The sequence below is a fragment of the Ciceribacter sp. L1K22 genome (assembly GCF_017599385.1).
GTDB lineage: Bacteria > Pseudomonadota > Alphaproteobacteria > Rhizobiales > Rhizobiaceae > Allorhizobium.
The window spans coordinates 1,418,742-1,438,146 of record NZ_JAGFPK010000001.1; the positions used below are offsets into that span (position 1 = coordinate 1,418,742).

Genomic DNA, 19,405 nt, shown 5'->3' on the forward strand with positions numbered 1-19,405 from the left:
TCTGTCCTGATTATTTTAAGCTAGGTCCCTAGCTTCGTTCCGCCCCTGGAGCCAGTCTCCCACGAGGCCGGCAAGTCTAGGCGATGATTGCATCAATTTCTGAACGATTGTTAAAACACGCGACAAGTATTCCCGATTTTGCCCGCCGGAGCGGGCCTTTTTCGGACTTTGGCGCTCCTGTTTTTACTTGATGCCGAGGCTGGCGCGGACGGTTTCATCCGATTCTGTCTGCTGCACGATGACGCCATACCAGCCAAGCCCATCATAATCTTCGTATCCGAGTGTCCGGGCATAGGCGACGATGCTGCCATTACTGTCGTAGTAGCTGCCGCGCGGCGCGCTACCCGGATTGTGGAGCGCGAAATGGGTGAAGCGGCGGGCCGGGTTACTGGCGGCGATGACGCGAAGATTGCCGTCGAGCAGCATCACCTCCGTGCGCGCGGCGACCGATGGCGGGAGGTTCGCTTCCTTCTCTACGATCGCGCGGCCCTGCTCCTGCCAGTCGAAATAGACGCCGAGCGTGCCGAGCAGAGCGCCATCGGTGCGGCCGCCCTCGCGGATACCGGTGGCGTAGACAAGGATGTCGCGGTTGTCGTGCAGGCTGCTCGATTTGACTTCGTCCACCACGTAATCGTCGCCGCTATTGCAACGACGGGCGGCCTTGAACCAGCTGTCCTCGGCGAGGTTGCGGTCCTTGAGCCCCAGCTGGTAGCGCGGATTGGCAGAGGCCACCACCTTGCCCTTGGCGTCGGTCATCACCAGGTCGAGATAGACGGTATAGAAACGGTTGATCACGCCGAGTCGTTCGGCCGCGTAGTCGGCGGCGGTTTCCGTAGGCTCCTGCAGCGCCTGCCAGAGTGCCGGGTCGGTCGCCCACCAGCGAACGTCGGCGGTTCTTTCGAACAGGTTGCGGACGATGAACTGGACGAGCGTCTGCGCCAGATCGGTCAGGCGCACGCCCTCCATCTCTTCGACGAGCGAGTCCGCCATTTCGCGGCCAAGCTCGATGCGGCCGACGACGTTTTCCTGGAACCGGGCGGCGATATCGGCGGCATTCTGCGCCAGGCGCTGGACTTCGTTGGCGACCACCGCGAAGCCCTTGCCGGTCTCGCCGGCGCGGGCCGCCTCGATCAGCGCGTTTATGGCGAGCAGCCTGATCTGCCGCACGACGTGGCGATTGTCTTCGCTGAAGCGTCCGACATCGGTGCCGATGCCTTCCGTCACCAGTCGCATCGCTCGAGGGGTCACCGGAACATCTTCGGTTAACTTTGCGACGGCCTGCTTTTCGGTCATGAAACTACTTTCGCGATAAAGCTGATGAAAGAAAGGGCTTGTATAAATCGGCTGATTAACTTGAGTGCTTGGATAAAATTTATGATCTCTTGGTTTGCAAACCGTTAAAATCCAGCGTTTCCGGGACTTTTAACGGTTTGAATCGTCAAAAAAAGTCGCCTTTTTGGCCTCTGATGGTGCGTTGCATCATCGACGGCTTTGGCCTTGCCTCCCCACGGCCGGCATGCGAGTCTATCGCTCGTCGAACGTCTGCTTCGTCGAGACTCGCGGCTAAAGCCGCCCCGCCCAGCCGAATTGAAGGCCGTCAGCCGAGTGAGCATGCCACCCGATCAATCCAATCCGCTGCGGGGAATCCTGATGAAGGTGACCTCGATCGTCTTCTTTCTCAGCATGGCAACCTGCATAAAGCTTGGCGGTGTCGGCGTTCCGCCTGGCCAGATCACGTTCTACCGCTCCGCCTTTGCCCTGGTCCCGATCGTTGCGTACCTGGCGTGGCAGGGAACGCTGCGGGCCGGCATGCACACCAACAACCCGCTCGGCCACTTAAAGCGCGGGATGATCGGCATCTGTTCGATGGGGGCGGGCTTCTATGGCCTCGTCCTGCTGCCTCTGCCGGACGCGATCGCCATCGGCTATGCCATGCCGCTCTTTGCCGTCCTGTTTGCGGCCGTCTTTCTGCGCGAGACGGTGCGGCTCTATCGCTGGACGGCGGTGATGGTGGGGCTGGTGGGCGTGATGATCATCTCCTGGCCGAAGCTCACGCTGTTCGAGGAGCAGGGCCTGCAATCGACCGCCGCCGTCGGTGCTATATCGGTCCTGATCTCCGCCACGCTCGGTGCCGCGGCCATGCTGCAGGTTCGGCAACTGGTGCGGGAGGAGAAGACCCCGACGATCGTGCTCTACTTCTCGCTGATCGCCTCGCTGTTGTCGGCGCTCACCTGGTTCTTCGGCTGGGCGGTGCTGTCATGGGAGGCGCTCGGGCTCATGGCGATGGCCGGATTCTTCGGCGGCATCGGGCAGGTGCTTTTGACGGAAAGCTACCGTTACGCCGATGTCTCGACGATCGCGCCGTTCGAATACACATCGATCATCCTCGGCTCGGCGATCGCCTATGTCCTGTTCGACGAGGTGCCGACGCTGACGACGGCGGCCGGCGCCGCGATCGTTGTCGCAGCAGGCATCTTCATCATCTATCGCGAACACAGGCTGGGCCTCGAACGCCGCGCCGCGCGCAAGGCCTCGACGCCGCAAGGGTGATGTTCTCGTCTTTGTCGCAAGGCGCGGTGCCAAAGCGGGACCGTTTCGGCTGCAAATGCTCTATCGGCTGTCCTCGGGGTCGCTCAGCAGCGTGTTCGGTGCGCCGGCGGGGTCCGTTCCAAGCACCGGGATCGGCATGGCCTGGAAGTCCGCCTTGTCCGACACCTGGCCGACACGGCGCGTCATGCGCCAGCTGGAGTAGCCCGCATAGGCGGCAAAGGCAGCGGCAAGGAACCAGATGAGGCCGAGCGGACCGAACCATTCCATCAGAGTGCCCGCCATCAGCGGACCGGACACCGTGCCGAGGCCGTAGAGGATCATGATGGCGCTCGATATCGTCACATATTCGTCCGGCTCGGCCAGGTCGTTGGCATGCGCGGCATTGAGCGCATAGACGGGGTAGAGAACGGAGCCGACGAAGAATCCGGCGATGTAGACCGGAACGGTGCCGACGCCCTGGAAGGCCGCCATCACGGCGCAGGACAGGAAGCCGAAGGCGCCGGAGAAGATCATGACGTAACGGCGATCGATCCGGTCGGAGATACGCCCGAGCGGCACCTGCGCGATGGCGCCGCCCGCGAGGAAGGCCGAAAGCAGCGTGGCGCCCTGGGCGGTGTTCATGCCGATCGCCTGCGTGTAGACACCCCCGAGGCTGCCCCAGGTGCCGGAGAGCGCGCCCGACAAGAGCGAGCCGATGAAGGCGACCGGCGAGCGGCGATAGAGCCGCATCAGGTCGAACCGCGCCTGGGCGATCGGAGCCGGGGATTGCGCCGTGGAGAGCGCCGTCGGGAACAGCGCCAGCGAGAAGATCAGCCCGCACAGGATGAAGAGTTCGAAGCCGTCGGGATTGCCGAGCGGTACGAGATACTGACCGCCGATCGAGCCGACGAGGCAGGTGACCATGTAGAACGAATAAAGCGCGCCACGATTTTCGTTGGTCACGCGTTCGTTCAGCCAGCTCTCGATCACCAGATAGGCACCGGCGATCGCGAAGCCCGCGATGCCGCGGAACAGGAACCAGGCCCGCCAGTCGACGACGAGCGCGCACGACAGGATCGACACCGTCAGCAGGGTGATGAGCGCGCTGAAAACCCGCACATGCCCGACGCGCCGCACGAAAATGGGTGTAACGATGCACGACAGCGTGAAGCCGAACGTGTAGCCGGTGGCAATCACCGAGATGGTGAAGGTCGACCAGCCCTCGGAAATGGACCGAAGCGGCACCATGAAGTTCATCAGTCCGAAGCCCGCCATCATCAGGAGGGTCGACAACATCAGGGTGGCGATCGAGGCGAAACTGGCGAACATCGGTAACTTTCCAGAAGCAGGTTTTTCAGCTTGCCCTTAATCGGTTTTGCATGGGCTGTCGATTGCGACACGCCAAGGCTTTCCTGCGGCCGCAACGTTGCCGCACGGGGAGGTTCTGCCGCAGTGCAATCGCAGCCGACGGTAGAAAATTTGATTTAAGTCGTATTCTTCTAAACTTCCGCTTGCCAAGACACCGCGAGATACCGAAAATGGGCCAGAGTTAGCGGGGGCTGGCGAAGCTGAGTATCATGGGACGTGCGTTGGGTTCATGCCTGCCGGATCGCCTTTGGTCCGGCCTATCTGATCGGCCCGGTTGCTATGGTCGAGAGAATTATCTGCCGGGGGATCTGACATGGCATTGACAGCGACGGAGCTTCAGTCCTCGCCGCGCTTCGTTACGGCGCTGAAGGGACTGGCGACGCAGCTTCAGGGACAATTCGACGGCAATCCGAAACTGTCGCGCTTCATGGCATCCCACCAGCGCTGGCTGCTCAGCCAGGCAGCATTCGCGCTGCAGCTCGAATACGATCCCGCCGTTGGCGGCAGCGGACTGACGACCGGCCGGCTCAAGGAGATGATCCTGACGGTCAAGGCGGCGAGCCGTAATACGGTCCTGAATTTCTTAGATCAGCTGATGGCCTATCGCTACATGCGGCGTGCCGACGACGGGGGCAGGCGGCCCCGTCGCTTCGAGGCGACGGACATCAGCACGCAGGCGATGTACAACTGGTTTCTTGCCAATCTCGCCGCGCTCGACTCCGTCGACGACGGCAACCGGTTAGCCGAGGCCGCGGCCGAGCCACGCATCTTCCGGCTTGCCCAGCCGCGCATCGCGAGGCACTGCATCGCCGACGACCGCTGGCGCGAGCCGCCGCCGCGCGTCGCACTGTTTCTGTGGACGGAATCCGGCGGTCTGGTGATGGACGAGATTGTCAGCCGGATAGAGGTTGGCGTCGATGAGGACCGTTTCGACCTCGGCCGGATCGATGCCCGCGCCATGGCAGGGCGGTTCCTGATGTCGCGTACGCATTTGCAGCGGCTGCTGCGCAAGGGCGTGGAGCTCGGCTGCCTCGCCTGGCACGACGAGGCGAAGAAGACGCATATGTGGATGACCCGCGACTACCTCGACGAATATTGCGGCTGGCAGGCGGTCAAATTCTCGATCGTCGATGAGGCGTTCGACTGGGCACGGGCCGAACTGAAGTCGCGCGCCGAACCGCAGCCGGCCGAATGAAAATGCAAAACGACCGCGCCGGACTGGTCGGGCGGTCGTCTACAAAGTACCTGAACCGGCGCCGCCGGGCTGCTATGACCGCTCAGAGCGGGATGAATGAACCCGACTGACCGAGACGGGTGTGCAATACCCCGTTGCGGCGATCCTCGGCCGCGGCGCGGGTATATTCGGCCGAGGCGCTGACGGCGAACCCGATCTGGTCGAGCGTGTTTCGCAGCGCGGCGAGGGGGCGGAACTTCTGGCTCATCTCTGCAATTCCTTCATGGCTCGTTGGGTGTCGAGTTGCCGACGCGATCGCGCTGCGGACGTCGAGATTGTGCAATGCACAACAGAACGGCAGGTGCGCTTCGGCTTTAGAGAACGCGGGCGAGACCGGCGACAGGGCGGGCCACCCGGGTGGAATGGCCGGCCGCCATGGCCGTCATCTGCTCGTTGGTCGGAGACGCGAAAGCGCGGCGTCCATCGCCCGGACGCATCCGCTCGCCTGCATGACGCAGACCGCCGAATTGGCAATGGATGGGACGGAAACGGGTGGTCACGACAAGGCTCCTTGCTACGTTGTCCTCCCGACACTGCCTATATTGCGCTGCAACATCGATTCGGCAAGCGGAGCGAGCGCGGGTCAGCTATGCGTTGAACGCAAGCCTCTGTCATTTCGCTGACATGTTCTGCCGCTTTTTCGATCAATTGCCGCTGTCGATGCGCCGACGGAAGTCGAGCAGGTCGCGCCAGGCGAGCGCCTTGCCCGCCGGCGCGGCGAGGAGCTCCAGCGGATGAAGGCAGGCAAGTGCCGGCACGGCATGGCCGCCGCTGGCGATGTCGCGCCACTGGCCACGCAGGCCGTGGATCGTTTCCTGCGCGTTGAAGAAGAAGCGGGCGGTAAAATTGCCCATCAGCAGCACCAGCCGGGGCTCGGCGAGTTCGATCTGGCGGTCGATGAACGGCCGGCAGATGTCCGCCTCGAGCTTGGTCGGCGCCCGGTCGCCGGGCGGCCGCCAGGGGATGACGGTCGTCAGCACGATCCCGCTCCGTGCAAGGCCGATTGACGCGAGCATACGGTCGAAAAGCTGGCCGGCGCGTCCCGAAAAGGCTTCGCCCTCGCGGTCGTCGTCGGCGCTTGGCATGCCGCCGATCACCATGATGCCGCCGGCGGGATCGCCGTTGGCGAAGATCGTAGAGCGCGCACTGGTCTTCAGATTGCAGCCGGCAAAACCTTCCAGCGCCGTCTTCAATTCGGATAGCGACCGCGCGCTCTCGGCGGCGAAACGCGCATCGGTGACGGCGTGTTCGTCCGGGATCGCCATGGCCTGTATGCGCTGCGGTTCGGCGGGTTTTGCGGCCGGACGCTCGCGGGCGGGCCGGTCGCGGGCTATGGGCGCACCGGCCGCACCGGTCGCGTCCGCCACGCCACTGCGCGCGGCGTCCACCAGCACCGTCTTCGCCTCTCTCTCGGCCAGGAACGCCGCCACCTGGTCGACCGGCTCCTCCTCCACGAGCCAGTCCACGCCCGCATCCGCATAAAAATGCAGAAGCGCGGCGAGCTCGGCAGGCGTCATGTCGCGGGCAGGGATCATGGCTCCGTTCTAGAGCAGAGCCGGGAGGAAGGAAACCGTTTCGTTGAGGCCGCGCCAAGGTTGCGGACAGCGGCGAATTCACGCTTTCCTCCGGCGTCGGCTTCGGGCTAATGTCCGACCGGAATGGGGGCGGAATGAGCCAGCAACTGATCAACCAGTATCTGAACGATATCGACCGCATCCGGAAATTTTCCGGCTCCGTCAACGAACAGGTGATCCGCCGCGCCTTTCGCCATCTGCTCGACACCTGGGCGACATCGCACAAGCTGGTCTTCCTGGAGGAACTGCCTTTCGAGACGGCCTTGAAGACCACTGTCTACCCCGACGGCACGGTGCTGCACGACATCCGCGTGCCGCTTGGCTATTGGGAGGCGAAGGACACCAAGGACGACCTCGACGAGGAAATCCGCAAGAAGTTCGCCAAGGGCTATCCGCAGGACAACATCATCTTCGAGAATTCCGAGGTCGCCGTGCTGGTGCAGAACCGGCAGGAGGTGATGCGCGCCTCGATGACCGACACGGATGCGTTGCTCCGTCTCGTCACGCTGTTCTTCTCCTACGAGCGGCCGGAAATCGCCGAATTCCGCAAGGCGGTGGAACAGTTCAAGGCCGACCTGCCGGCGGTGCTCGACGCGCTGAGAGCCCGCATCGAGACGGCCTATGCCGAAAACGCCACCTTCCGCGCCGCCGCCGCCCGCTTTCTCGACACGTGCAAGGAGACGATCAATCCGACGCTCGGCGAGGCCGATGTGCGGGAAATGCTGATCCAGCACATCCTGACGGAGGAAATCTTCGCCCATGTGTTCAACGACAGCGATTTCCACCGCAAGAACAACATCGCCCATGAACTCTACGAGCTGGAGGACAAGTTCTTCACCGGCGCGGTGAAGCGCGAGACGCTGAAAGGGCTTGAAGCCTACTACGCCGCGATCCGGGCGAACGCCGCGCAGATTTCCAGCCACTCGGAGAAGCAGACCTTTCTCAAGGTCATCTACGAGAACTTCTATAAGGTCTACGACACCAAGAAGGCCGACCGGCTCGGCGTGGTCTATACGCCGAACGAGATCGTCAAGTTCATGATCGAGGGCGCCGACTGGCTCTGCCAGACGCATTTCGGCAGGAACCTCGTCGACGAGCATGTGGAAATCCTCGACCCCGCGACGGGCACCGGCACCTTCATCTGCGAACTGCTCGAATATTTTCGCGGCGACCCGAGGAAGCTCGCGCACAAATACAAGAACGAGCTGCACGCCAACGAGGTGGCGATCCTGCCCTATTACGTCGCCAACCTGAACATCGAGGCGACCTATGCGGCAATTACCGGCCAGTTCGCCGAATTCCCCAACCTCTGCTTCGTCGACACGCTGGATAATGTCGAGGGGCTCGGAATCCGCTCCGGCCACCAGCACGACATGTTCGCGGCGCTGTCGGACGAGAACATCGAGCGCGTCAAGCGCCAGAACGCGCGGAAGATTTCCGTCATCATCGGCAATCCGCCGTATAATGCCAACCAGCAGAACGAGAACGACAACAACAAGAACCGGACCTACCCGCGCGTCGACGAGCTGATCAAGTCGAGCTACATCCGGCTCTCAACGGCGCAGAAGACCAAGGTCTACGACATGTATGCCCGCTTCTTTCGCTGGGCCTCTGACCGCATGCACGACGACGGCGTGCTCGCCTTCGTCACCAACCGCTCCTTCATCGACAGCCGCACCTTCGATGGCTTCCGCAAGGCGGTGGCCGAGGAATTCAACGAGGTCTACGTGGTCGATCTCGGCGGCGACGTGCGCGCCAACCCGAAACTCTCGGGCACCAAGCACAATGTCTTCGGCATCCAGACGGGCGTGGCGATCTCCTTCCTCGTCAAGCGCCGCAAGCAGAAGGGCTGCAAGATCTTCTACGCCCGCCGGCCGGAATTCGACACGGCGGCGGACAAGCTCGCCTTTCTTGGCGCCGCGAAGCTTTCGACGATGGGCTTCGAGCGGGTGGAGCCGGACAAGAAGGGTAACTGGATCAATCTGACGGAGAATGACTGGGATGACTTCATTCCGGTCGTGGACAAAGCAAGCAAAGGGGCACGAACCGCGTCAGGTAAGCGTGCGGTGTTTTCAATGTTCTCACTCGGCGTTGTCACAGCGCGAGATCAATGGGTTTACGACAATGATCGGATTCACTTGGAGAATAAAGTTCGCTACTTCATCCAAGTTTACGAGTCTGAGCGAACGCGCTGGAAGGCTACAGATCAATCTTTAGGAACCGGCGATTGGGTTTCTCGCGAAATAAAGTGGGCGAGGGAACTTGAGCGCTTTTTACGCAACGACACCAAGGTGGAGTTTGAGGAAAGAAAAATCAGAACAGCTGCCTATCGACCGTTCCTGAAGTTGTATACCTACTATGATCGCGTCCTAACCCATTGTATCTATCAACAGGACTCTATCTTTCCTGTCGGGACGAATGTCCAAAACAACGTTCTGACGTTCAGCGATCCCGCAGCTCAAAAACCGTGGATGACGTTAAGTGTCGTTGATCTGCCAGACCTTCATTTGGTTGGCCCAGCCGCTGGAACGGTATGTGCCCCTCTCTACCGCTACACCGCCGATGGCGAGCGGGTCGACAATATCACCGACTGGGGGCTGAAGCAGTTTCGGGCGTTTTACGGCAAGGATGGCGGAAGTCCTCGCCCTGAGGTGCCGCCGCAGGCGGCCTCGAAGGGAGAGGACGCGATATCCTCGGTTTCAGCCTCCGAGCCCGCCGCGTCACCCCCCTCTGCCCCTGTCGGGGCATCTCCCCCACAAGGGGGGAGATCGAAGAAAGCCGCCGCCATCACCAAGGAAGACATCTTCCACTATGTCTACGGCGTGCTGCACGACCCGGTCTATCGGGAAAAATACGCGCTGAACCTTAAGCGCGACTTCCCGCGCATTCCCTTCTATCCCGACTTCCGGGCCTGGGCGGACTGGGGCAGGCGGCTGATGGACCTGCATATCGGCTACGAGACGGTCGAGCCCTGGCCGATCGCCCGCACCGACATGCCGGACGAGGGCGCCCGCGCCGCCGGCGTTTCGCCGAAGACAATCCTGAAGGCCGACCGCGACAATGGCGTGATCCGCATCGACAGCGAGACCACGCTGTCAGGCATTCCCAAGGAAGCCTTCGACTACCGGCTCGGCAACCGCTCTGGCCTCGAATGGATTCTCGACCAGTACAAGGAAAAGACGCCGAAGGACCCGACCATCCGCGAGAAGTTTAACACCTATCGCTTCGCCGACTACAAGGAGCATGTGATCGACCTGATCGCCCGCGTGACCCGCGTGTCGGTCGAGACCATGGAGATTGTCGAGGCGATGAAGGCGGCGCGGCGCTAGGGCGGTCCGTCACCGCCGGCGGCGGCGCTGGAGGAGTTCGGACCAGACGAGCAGCGCAAAGCCGCCGACCAGGGCGGCTATGCCCCGGCCGATCCATTCCGATTGATCGACCACCATGGTCGCCCCGGACACCGGATAGTTGCCGAACCCCTGACCGACCCAGATGAACCCGATCAGGAGCGAAAGCGACCCGAGCACGATCAGCCCGAGTTTCGCCACCACCATAAGCCCGCCTCTCCTTTAGCTAAGGCCGAAGGATAGGGGGGAAGCGTTAAAAGTTCGGATGCATGCGACCGATGCCGGGGCCGCGGTGACCGGCCGACGCGATCAGACCGTCCATTCGCCGATGTCGTCGCGCTCGCCGATCAGCGCGAGACCATGGGCGATGGAGACCAGTTCGCCGCCGCTTTCGATGCGGGAGCCGTCGAAGCGTTCGGAGAAGATCCGCCGGACGGCGGGCACGAAGGACGTGCCGCCGGTGAGGAAGACGCGGTCGACATCGGCCGCCGTGGTGCCGGTGCTGGAAAACAGGCTGTCGAGCGCCGTTTCCATCTCGGCGAGATCGCCGGCGATCCACCGTTCGAAATCGGAGCGCTTCACCATCTTGCGGCCGGCGGCACCAAGCGGCGCGAAGCAGAACTCCGCCTCTTCCGCCGAGGAGAGCACCATCTTGGTCGCCGAGACCGCCTGGTAGAGCGGGTAACCCTCGTCGTTTTCGATCAGGTCGATGAAGAGCTCCAGCTTGTCCGGCTCCACCGCCTGGCGCACCAGCGATTTCAGGTCGGCATATTCCTTGGAGGTCTTGAAGACGGACAACTGGTTCCAGCGCGAGAAATTGATGTAGTAGTTGCTGGGCACGTCGAGCAGCTTGTCGAAGCTCTTGAACAGGCTGCCCTTGCCGATCTCCGGCGCCACCAGATGCTCGATGATGCGGGCGTCGAACTGGTCGCCCGCGATGCCGACGCCGGAATGGCCGAGCGGCCGGGCGGACAGCCGTCCCGCCGACTTCTCGAAGCGGATCAGCGAATAGTCCGTCGTGCCGCCGCCGAAGTCGGCGACCAGCACGGTCGCGTCGGTCTGCAGCGTGCGGGCAAAATAGAAGGCCGCCGCCACCGGTTCGTAGACATAGTGGATTTCGGGAAAATCGAGGCGGGCGAGTGCGGCGTTGTAGCGCTCGACGGCGAGCGCCGGATCGGCGTTGGCGCCGGCGAAATGGACCGGCCGGCCGGCCACGACACGCCGCATGCCCCCCGGCCAACCGTCGCCTGCATAGGTTTTCAGCCGGTTGAGGAAGACCTCCATCAGGTCCTCATACTGGAAGCGCCGGCCATGCACGATCGTGCCCTGGAACAGCGGCGAGGCGGCGAAGGTCTTGATCGACTGCAGGAAGCGGCATTCGCCGGGATTGTCGATGAAGGCCCGGATTGCCGCCTGTCCGGCCTCCACCTTCAGCGCGCGGGCGCCAAGCTGGGGGTCCTTCAGGAACGATAGCGCGGTGCGCATGCTGTCCGTGGTGCCGGCCGGCGAGGTGAAGGCGAGCGACTGCGTCTCATCCGCACTTGCCGCGAGCGACAGCACCGTGTTCGTCGTGCCGAAATCAAGCCCCAGCGCCTCAGCCATGACTGCCGCTCCTTCTGTCCGTGATCGTCGATGAACCGGCAAGGCCGGCGAAAGGCGGGCATCAAGCCCTGACTGCGAGGCCGGCCTTTTGGCATGAAGGTCTCTTCGAGGCAAGGGTGGGGCCGACCTTTGCTGGAAGTCGCTCAGCCCGAGGTGCGCAACGGCGTTGTCGCCTCGTCGAGCCACGAACGGAAGGCTACCATGGCCGGTGTTTCGGCCTTTGATTTCAGCCGCGTCAGCCAGTAGCAACCGGTCGCGACGGCGATCGGAAAGGGCTGTTCGAGCGCTCCCACCGAGAGATGTCGTGCAAACATCAGCGGTGGCGCGAGCGCGATCCCCATGCCGCTCAGCGCCGCCTCCACCATGAGAGAGGAGGAATCGAAGACCGGCCCGTGCACCGGCGGCGCCGCGCTGCCGGCCGTGGCAAACCACATCGGCCACTCGTCGCGGCGATAGGAACGCAGCAGCGTATGGCCGGCGATATCGTCGGGCCGCTTCAGGCTTCGCGCGATGGCCGGAATGCACAGCGGCGACAGCGGCGCCTCGAACAGGGCGTGCGCTTCCGTATCGTGCCAGGCGCCGTTGCCGAACCGGATGGCGAAGTCGAGCCCTTCGGCCGCGATGTCGACGCGGTTGTTGTTGGTCGAGAGCCTGAGATCGACATGCGGATGGCGGGCGCGGAACTCGGCAAGGCGCGGCAGCAGCCAGCCGACGGCGAACGTGCCGACCGCGCCGATCGTCAACACCTCGCGCAGATGCCCGCCCTCGAAGCGTTCCAGCGTCGCTGCCATCCGGTCGAAGGCATCCTTCAGCACCGGCAGCAGCGCCTGCCCCTCCTCGGTGATCATCAGCCCGCGCGGCAGGCGGCGGAACAGGCTGACGCCAAGCCGCTCCTCCAGCACCTTCACCTGATGGCTGACGGCCGCCTGGGTCACGCAGAGCTCGATCGCCGCACGGGTAAAGCTCAGGTGCCGGGCAGACGCCTCGAAGGCGCGCAGCGCGTTAAGCGGCAGATGCGGACGAACCATGACATTCCTCAAGCCCTAGAAAAATTGATGGCTCGCCGCAGATATCATCGTTTGTCGCCGGCGGCCATCGGCGATTAGAGAGGAGCGGCAGTCAACGCGGGAGAGCAGCATGGTTTTGCGAAGGAAGTTTGTGGTGGCGCTGGGAATGGCCGCATTCGGGGCGTTTTCATTGCCGTCGGTCGTCTCTGCGAAGGATATCATCCATTGTACCGTTATCGCCGATCTCGACAGCGGCGACGTCCTGCACCGCGAAGGGACCTGCGACAAGGGTTTCTATCCGCAGTCGACCTTCAAGCTGCCTTTGGCCATGATGGGTTATGACGCGGGCATCCTGATCGACGAGAAGACGCCGCGCTGGGACTACAAGCCGGAGTTCAAACGCTCGAAGCGGGAGCAGAAATCCGTCGATCCGACGATCTGGGAAAAGGACTCCATCGTCTGGTACTCGCAGGAGATCACCCGCAAGCTCGGCGAAAACCGCTTCGCCGACTATGTCCAGCGGTTCGGCTACGGCAATCGCAACGTTTCCGGCGGGCCGAGCTCCGACGGGTTGACGGAATCCTGGCTGATGTCCTCGCTTCTGATTTCGCCCGACCAGCAGGTCGATTTCCTGCGGCGCTTCCTGACGGGCGCTCTGCCGATTTCCGATGCGGCCTTTGATTATACTCAGGCGATCACGCCCCGGTTCGAGGCGAAGGACGGTTGGACCGTGAAAGGCAAGACCGGCAGCGGCTGGCTGCGCGACAAGGCCGGCAAGACCAACCGCAACCGGCCGCTCGGCTGGTTCGTCGGCTGGGCCGAACGGGACGGCCAAACCCTGGTCTTCGCCCGCATGCGCGTCGCCGACCGGCCGCAGGAGGAGCCGATCAGCTTCGCCACCCGCGACAGCCTGATCGCCGATCTGCCGAAACTGGCGGAAGACTTCTGAGCTAGCCACGGACAGGCTTGAAACGCTGCAATATCGATTAGAATTGACTCGACACACTCCTATAAGTTGTTATTGTTCGTTAACCTCTAGCTGTCATGATTTCCCGCAGGTCGCAGATGCGTGAGCCGATGATTGGTTTTCAGGCGCGAATGCCGCTGACCGCGCCTTCTCCTGAGGACAAACTGATATTTATCGTCGACAACTCGGGAGTTGTCCGCGCGGCGACGGCGCCCTATCTTGGCATCGAGACCGAATGGAAGAAGCCTACGGCTTCAACGTATGAGGACTGGACTGTGACTCGCGAGGAAATCGACGCTAAGCTTGAGCGAACGGAAGCCCGAGTGGAGCGCAGCGTTGCCGAACTCAAGAGTGAGTTTGCCGCGTTCGAAGGTCGCATCGACCGGGGAGTGGGCGATCTGAGAACCGATATCGCGGCCCAAATCGGCGCCTTGCAGGCGACGTTGAAAGATACGCAACATCAAACGCAACTTTCGCTGGCCCATCTGCCGTCCAAGACCTTCATCGTCGGCACGGCGTTTTCCATCGTGGCCGTTTTGTTCGGCTTGTTCGCCTTTGGGGCAACTCAGTTTGGTAATGGAATAATGGCCGCCAGTTCGTCGGTGTCTCAGGCCGTCGAGGCGCAGTCGACCTCCAGACAGAACGCGGAGCAGATTGCCGTGTTGACCAGCGCCATGGAGGAACTGATGGACCAGATTCGTCAGAAGACGACCTCAAGCGCACCATCCTCACACTGAAATTTGAAGCACGCCGCCGACGGTTTGCAATATCGGCCGTCACACGTGCTTTGCCCCAACTAGCGCTCGAAGCGGCGGGAGACGAACATCAGGACGATGCCCGCCGCAGCCAGAAGGATGCCGTAGAGCACCCACGGCGCCTGGTTGATCATGAAACTGGAGGCGGGGTAGGGGAAAAGTCCCGTGCCCTGGCCGACCCAGACAATGCCGATGATGATCGCCAGAAGGGCGACGATGCGGATGAGACGTCGTGCGATGGTCATGGGGTTCTCCCTTCGACGGGCGGATGCCCGTCCGGGAACGGCCACCGCTTCAGTGGATGTGGGTGCCATCCTTGCGCAGCAGGCGCCGGGTGGCAACCAGCACCAGGAGACCGAAGGCCGCGACAAGCGCGCCGTTGATCACCCAGACGCTTTCCTTCGAGATGAAACCGGTGCCGGGAAGGCTGATCGCGCCGGTGCCATGACCGACCCACAGCAGGCCGACGACGAGAATGAGACCGCCGATGACGGTCAGGCCGAAACGAATCTGTTCCATGTACTCCTCCGGTGGAACGATTTGTCGCACCACTATAGCGCAGCTTCACCGTTTCACCAGAGGAATTTGCGACAACCGGTCGCAGGGCGGTTGTCGTTCAGAGCGACTTCGCCGCGCCGCCGTCGACCCGGATCATGCTGCCGGTGATGTAGCTTGCCTGCACCGAGCAGAGGAAGGCGGCCGTCGCGCCGAATTCCTCGACCCGTCCCAGACGTCCCGTCGGGATCGACTTCAGCGCATTTTCGCGGATTTCCTCGATCGGCTTGCCGGTCCGCTTCGCATTGGCGGCCTGGAGTTCGTCGATGCGATCTGTGTGGATCGAACCGGGCAGCAGCATGTTGGCCGTCACGCCATAGGAGGCGACTTCGGTGGCGAGCGTCTTGTTCCAGCCGACCAGTGCGCCGCGCAGCGTGTTGGAGAGCGCGAGATTCTGGATCGGCTCGAAGACGCCCGACGACGCCACAGTGACGATCCGTCCGAAGCCCTGCGTCTTCATCAGCGGTACCAGCGCGTTGGTGAGCGTGATCACCCGCACCACCATGGACTGGAAGAAGGTGTAGAGCTTGTCCGCATCCATCTCCTCCGCCATCCCGGGCGTCGGGCCGCCCGTATTGTTGATCAGGATGTCGATGCCGCCGAGCTTGTCGTGCACGGCGTGGATCATCTGGTCGGCGAAATGCGCGTCGGCGATGTCGGCGACGACATAGTCCGCTTTGCCGCCCGCGGCCCGCATCTCCTCGACATTGGCCTTCAGCTTTTCTTCCGTACGGCCGCAGATCAAAACCTGGCAGCCTTCGGCGGCAAGCGCTTTTGCAATGCCGAGGCCAAGCCCCCGCGAGGCGGCCAGCACGAGGGCGCGTTTGCCCGACAATCCGAGATCCATGGCGATTTCCTTCCAGAGATGATTTGCATTGGGCGGACCCTAGCAAGGGCGAGGGGCAAAAGAAAAGGGCGGGTGCGACCCGCTGTCGTGTTCTCGACAGGCAACGTCTTCAACCCGTTATGTTCTTCCCGTCACGGCGATGCTAGACGAGGATGAAAAACAGAGGGGGAAGCACACCTTGGACAGCCGCAAGCCACTCGACATACGCGCCATCTCCCTGATGCTGCTGATCTGCTTTATCTGGGCGATCCAGCAGATCGGCCTGAAGGCGACCGAACCGCTGGCGGGGCCGGTGCTTCAGATCGGCATACGCTCGGGCGTCGCCGCGCTCTGTGTCTGGCTGCTCGTTCGGTTTCGGGGGGGACATATCGCCTTTACCGGCCGGACGGCGGCGATCGGCGCTCTTGCCGGCCTGATCTTCGGCATCGAGTTCCTCATGGTCGGCGCGGCACTGGAGCACACGACCGCCTCGCATGTCGTCGTCTTCATGTACACCGCGCCGATCTTCGCCGGCCTCGGCCTGCACTGGAAGCTGCCGTCGGAACGGCTGGCGTCCATGCAATGGGTCGGGATCGGCCTTGCCGCCTGCGGTATCGCGATCGCCTTTCTGGGACGTGAGGGCATGGCGGCGGAAGGCGTCACGCTGCGCGGTGATCTGATGGCCCTGCTCGCCGGTGCGCTCTGGGGCTCCACCACGGTGCTGATCCGCTCGACCGGGCTCTCGCGCATCCCAGCGACGCACACGCTGTTCTACCAGCTCGTCGGCGCCTTCGCGATCCTTGTGGGCACGGCGGTGCTGACCGGCAAGGCCGATATCGTGCCGACTGTGGCACTCTTTGCCCATCTTGCCTTCCAGTCGCTCGTCGTCGCCTTCTTCTCTTTCCTCATCTGGTTCTGGCTGCTGACGAAATATATGGCCTCGGCGCTCGGCGTCTTCTCCTTCATCACCCCGCTTTTCGGTGTGACGCTCGGTGTACTGCTGCTCGGAGATCCGCTGACGCCGCCCTTCTTGGCGGGCGCGGCGGCCGTGATCGCAGGTATCCTGATGGTCAGCGCCTGGCCGTGGGTGCGGGGTCGGCTCAAGACGAGAGCACCGGCGGAATAGCCGCGTTCAACCGGTCAAAGCTCCGCCGGAAAGCCGGGCGCTCGCAGATCGGTGCCGACGGCATCCTCCAGGAGCTTCACCACCTGGGACGACCAGGCGTCGCCGCCGTAGACGGAACGGGCGCGGATGAAGGTTTGCAGGGCGTGGGAGGCGAGGTCGAGGGGGACGCCGAAGTCGCGGCCGAAGCCCATCGCGAAGCCCAGGTCCTTGCAGGCAAGGTCCATGGTGAAGTTGATGTTGTAGCTGCCGTTCAGGATCACCTGGCCCTCGGTCTCGTGCACGAAGCTGTTGCCGGAGGACGCCTTGATGATGTTGAAGGCGTCGGTGAGGTCGATGCCGCCCTTCTTGGCCAGCATCAGCGCCTCGCCGGTGGCGATCAGGTGGATGAAGGCCAGCATGTTGGTGATCACCTTGATCACCGCCGCCTTGCCGAGCGGACCGGCCCGGAAAATGCGTTTGCCCATGGCCTGGAAGGCCGGCAGGTGCAGGGCGTAGAGGTCTTCGTCGCCGCCGATGATCACGGTGATCTCCGCCGTCGCGGCGAGATGTACGCCGCCGGTGACCGGCGCCTCCAGCATTCGCACGCCGCGCTCGCCGGCGATCTTGCCGAGGCGCAGAACTTCCTGTTCGTCGAGCGTGCTCATCTCGATCCAGGTGCCGCCGCTCTTGAGCCCTGAGAGGATGCCGCGCTCGCCGGTCAGTACCCGCTCGCTCACCTTGGGCGAGGGCAGGCAGGTGATGACGGCATCGACGACCTCGGCGACCGCCTGCGGATCATCCGCCCAGCGGGCGCCTGCGTTCAGCAGGTCTTCCGCATTGCCGCGGTCGAGATCGTTGACCACGACCGAAAAACCCGCCCGCACCAGACTGCCGGCCAGATGCCGGCCGAGATGGCCGAGGCCGATGAAACCGTATGTAATCGTCATTGCGTCGTTCCCCGTTTCTTGTGCCGGGAGAGTGCGCGAAACCGTGCCGCGCTTCAAACGGAGATTTGGGCCGCTTTGGACGATTTTTGGGAGGGCAGCTTGTAGAGGTTGCGCCGCGTCAGAAGGGGACCTTGCCGGGGTTGAAAAGCCCTTGGGGATCGATAGCCTGTTTGATCAACCGCGCGAGATCCCGTTTTGCCTTCGGAACATTGGCCTCGTAGGCATGCCGCTTCTCCAGTCCGACGCCGTGTTCGGCCGAGAACGAGCCGCCCGCCGCCTGCACCCCCGAATAGATCGCACCTTCCACCGCCAGCAATTCGCTCTCGGGTAGCGGTCCCGGCTTTTTCAGCGTCAGGTGCAGGTTGCCGTCTGCGATATGGCCGTAGACGTAGAAATCGTAGGACTCATCGATTGCCTTCAGCCGTTCGGCGACTCCCGCCACATAGGTGTCCAGATAACTTGGCGGCACGGAGATGTCGAAAGAGGGCGCGTTTGGGATTTCGGCGTAGTAGAAGCCGGAGTCCTCGCGGATATCCCAGAATTTCCGGGCCTGATCGAGCGACTGAGCAAGGATCGCGCCCTTGATGCCGACCGGCTCCCAGAGGGTCTCAAGCTCCTCTTCCAGAGCGGTCAACGCCGTCTCTTCGCTTTCGGCCGAAACCGACAACAGCAGTGCAGCTGTATCCTCGCCCTCCAGCCAGGATAGGTCGAATCCCTTCAGCGCCGCGTGGTCGCGGATATAGCGCGGCCACATCAGTTCGGCACCCTCCAGCAGGATGCCCGATCTCGAGCGAAACTTTCGAATGACGGCCAGCGCCGAAGCAGCGTCACCCACGCCGACAAAGGCTGTCGCGCGATGCGGTCGGATAGGCTCCAGTTTCAGCACGATCTTGGTGACGAAGCCGAACGCGCCTTCGCCGCCGATGAAGAGATGCTTGAGATCCGGTCCGGCGGACACTTTCACCACCCGCGTCATGTCGGAATAGACTTCGCCGGACGGCAGAACGGCCTCAATCCCCAGCACCTGATGGCGGATGACGCCGTTGCGGAAGGCGAGGATGCCGCCGGCATTGGTGGACACCATGCCGCCCACCGTCGCCGTGCCGCGCGAGCCGAGATCGATGCCGGTCGTCAGGCCGAGCGGCAGCAGCGCCTGCTGCAAGGCTTCCAGCGCGACGCCCGCCTCGACCTCCACTGTCATCTCATCGGCATGCACTGAAACGATGCGGTTGAGTCGCGACGACGACAGGATGACCTCGCCGGCGTGGCTGACATTGCCGCCGACGAGCCCCGTGAGTCCGCCCTGGGGCACGATTGCGACGTCGTTCTCACGGCACCAGCGCACGAGCGTCGCGGCGGCCTCCGTCGAGGATGGCTGCGCCATGACGCCGCCCGCGAAATTGTCCGGATGTTCGCCCGGATGGCGCGACCGCAGGACCTCCGGTCCGAGGACGGTGAGATCGGGATGAAGACCGGCAATCTTTTCGAGGATATCTTCGGGCGTGAGAGGGGGGAGGGGCATGGGCGGCTCTGCTGGAAGAAGATCGAAAATCTGTAGCTCCGGCGGAGACCCTAGACAATCGGCGTTA

Annotated in this window: 19 protein-coding genes; 6 read left to right on the top strand and 13 right to left on the bottom strand. The window is 62.9% G+C overall.

The features are described from left to right. Positions 1 to 183: 183 nt before the first annotated feature. A complete protein-coding gene (locus tag J5J09_RS22950; RefSeq protein ID WP_208548966.1) occupies positions 184 to 1,293 on the bottom strand; it encodes a methyl-accepting chemotaxis protein in 1,110 nt (369 codons plus the stop codon). Between the two features lie 318 nt (positions 1,294 to 1,611). On the opposite strand from J5J09_RS22950, the gene J5J09_RS07105 reads away from it, so the two are divergent. Continuing rightward, positions 1,612 to 2,550, top strand: a complete 939-nt coding sequence (locus tag J5J09_RS07105) for a DMT family transporter (RefSeq protein ID WP_208548967.1) — start codon at positions 1,612 to 1,614, stop codon at positions 2,548 to 2,550. Positions 2,551 to 2,610: 60 nt separating this feature from the next. On the opposite strand, the gene J5J09_RS07110 is transcribed toward J5J09_RS07105, so the two are convergent. Next, on the bottom strand, positions 2,611 to 3,858 hold the full coding sequence (locus J5J09_RS07110; RefSeq protein WP_208548968.1) for an MFS transporter: 1,248 nt from the start codon (positions 3,856 to 3,858) through the stop codon (positions 2,611 to 2,613). Positions 3,859 to 4,210: 352 nt separating this feature from the next. Here J5J09_RS07110 and J5J09_RS07115 point away from each other — a divergent pair, with 352 nt between their 5' ends. Further along, a complete protein-coding gene (locus tag J5J09_RS07115) occupies positions 4,211 to 5,092 on the top strand; it encodes a hypothetical protein (protein ID WP_208548969.1) in 882 nt (293 codons plus the stop codon). Between the two features lie 82 nt (positions 5,093 to 5,174). Here the strand turns inward: J5J09_RS07115 and J5J09_RS07120 are convergent, their stop codons facing one another. From J5J09_RS07120 to J5J09_RS07130, 3 genes are all read right to left on the bottom strand, one after another. After that, positions 5,175 to 5,339: a hypothetical protein gene (locus tag J5J09_RS07120; protein WP_208548970.1), complete on the bottom strand. Its 165-nt coding sequence runs from the start codon at positions 5,337 to 5,339 to the stop codon at positions 5,175 to 5,177. A gap of 106 nt (positions 5,340 to 5,445) precedes the next feature. Next, on the bottom strand, positions 5,446 to 5,631 hold the full coding sequence (locus J5J09_RS07125; RefSeq protein ID WP_208548971.1) for a hypothetical protein: 186 nt from the start codon (positions 5,629 to 5,631) through the stop codon (positions 5,446 to 5,448). A 144-nt stretch (positions 5,632 to 5,775) separates the two neighbouring features. Beyond that, positions 5,776 to 6,666 (bottom strand): uracil-DNA glycosylase, encoded by an 891-nt coding sequence (locus tag J5J09_RS07130; protein WP_208548972.1) that lies wholly within the window; start codon positions 6,664 to 6,666, stop codon positions 5,776 to 5,778. Positions 6,667 to 6,800: 134 nt separating this feature from the next. Here J5J09_RS07130 and J5J09_RS07135 point away from each other — a divergent pair, with 134 nt between their 5' ends. Then, positions 6,801 to 10,034, top strand: a complete 3,234-nt coding sequence (locus J5J09_RS07135) for a type ISP restriction/modification enzyme (protein WP_208548973.1) — start codon at positions 6,801 to 6,803, stop codon at positions 10,032 to 10,034. Between the two features lie 9 nt (positions 10,035 to 10,043). Here J5J09_RS07135 and J5J09_RS07140 read toward each other — a convergent pair whose 3' ends face one another. From J5J09_RS07140 to J5J09_RS07150, 3 genes are all read right to left on the bottom strand, one after another. Further along, a complete protein-coding gene (locus J5J09_RS07140) occupies positions 10,044 to 10,259 on the bottom strand; it encodes a hypothetical protein (RefSeq protein ID WP_208548974.1) in 216 nt (71 codons plus the stop codon). A 102-nt stretch (positions 10,260 to 10,361) separates the two neighbouring features. After that, a complete protein-coding gene (locus J5J09_RS07145) occupies positions 10,362 to 11,654 on the bottom strand; it encodes an Hsp70 family protein (protein WP_208548975.1) in 1,293 nt (430 codons plus the stop codon). 143 nt (positions 11,655 to 11,797) lie between these two features. Continuing rightward, positions 11,798 to 12,682 (bottom strand): LysR family transcriptional regulator, encoded by an 885-nt coding sequence (locus J5J09_RS07150; protein WP_208548976.1) that lies wholly within the window; start codon positions 12,680 to 12,682, stop codon positions 11,798 to 11,800. A gap of 145 nt (positions 12,683 to 12,827) precedes the next feature. Here J5J09_RS07150 and blaOXA point away from each other — a divergent pair, with 145 nt between their 5' ends. After that, positions 12,828 to 13,610: a class D beta-lactamase gene (gene blaOXA, locus J5J09_RS07155; RefSeq protein WP_208553310.1), complete on the top strand. Its 783-nt coding sequence runs from the start codon at positions 12,828 to 12,830 to the stop codon at positions 13,608 to 13,610. Between the two features lie 116 nt (positions 13,611 to 13,726). Next, positions 13,727 to 14,365: a hypothetical protein gene (locus J5J09_RS07160; RefSeq protein ID WP_208548977.1), complete on the top strand. Its 639-nt coding sequence runs from the start codon at positions 13,727 to 13,729 to the stop codon at positions 14,363 to 14,365. Positions 14,366 to 14,424: 59 nt separating this feature from the next. On the opposite strand, the gene J5J09_RS07165 is transcribed toward J5J09_RS07160, so the two are convergent. The 3 genes from J5J09_RS07165 to J5J09_RS07175 all read right to left on the bottom strand — a co-directional run bounded on the left by J5J09_RS07165 (position 14,425) and on the right by J5J09_RS07175 (position 15,785). Next, on the bottom strand, positions 14,425 to 14,628 hold the full coding sequence (locus tag J5J09_RS07165; RefSeq protein ID WP_208548978.1) for a hypothetical protein: 204 nt from the start codon (positions 14,626 to 14,628) through the stop codon (positions 14,425 to 14,427). Between the two features lie 49 nt (positions 14,629 to 14,677). Then, positions 14,678 to 14,902 carry a hypothetical protein gene (locus tag J5J09_RS07170; RefSeq protein ID WP_208548979.1) on the bottom strand — a complete coding sequence of 75 codons (225 nt, stop codon included), beginning with the start codon at positions 14,900 to 14,902 and terminating at the stop codon, positions 14,678 to 14,680. Positions 14,903 to 14,999: 97 nt separating this feature from the next. Next, positions 15,000 to 15,785 carry an SDR family oxidoreductase gene (locus tag J5J09_RS07175; protein WP_208548980.1) on the bottom strand — a complete coding sequence of 262 codons (786 nt, stop codon included), beginning with the start codon at positions 15,783 to 15,785 and terminating at the stop codon, positions 15,000 to 15,002. Positions 15,786 to 15,963: 178 nt separating this feature from the next. On the opposite strand from J5J09_RS07175, the gene J5J09_RS07180 reads away from it, so the two are divergent. Continuing rightward, positions 15,964 to 16,890: a DMT family transporter gene (locus tag J5J09_RS07180; protein ID WP_208548981.1), complete on the top strand. Its 927-nt coding sequence runs from the start codon at positions 15,964 to 15,966 to the stop codon at positions 16,888 to 16,890. A gap of 14 nt (positions 16,891 to 16,904) precedes the next feature. On the opposite strand, the gene J5J09_RS07185 is transcribed toward J5J09_RS07180, so the two are convergent. Both J5J09_RS07185 and J5J09_RS07190 read right to left on the bottom strand, forming a co-directional pair. Next, complete coding sequence (locus tag J5J09_RS07185; protein WP_208548982.1) at positions 16,905 to 17,816, bottom strand: NAD(P)-dependent oxidoreductase; 912 nt, start codon at positions 17,814 to 17,816, stop codon at positions 16,905 to 16,907. A 118-nt stretch (positions 17,817 to 17,934) separates the two neighbouring features. After that, entirely contained in the window at positions 17,935 to 19,338 is a 1,404-nt protein-coding gene (locus J5J09_RS07190; RefSeq protein WP_208548983.1) for an FAD-binding oxidoreductase, read from the bottom strand. Positions 19,339 to 19,405 lie beyond the last annotated feature (67 nt).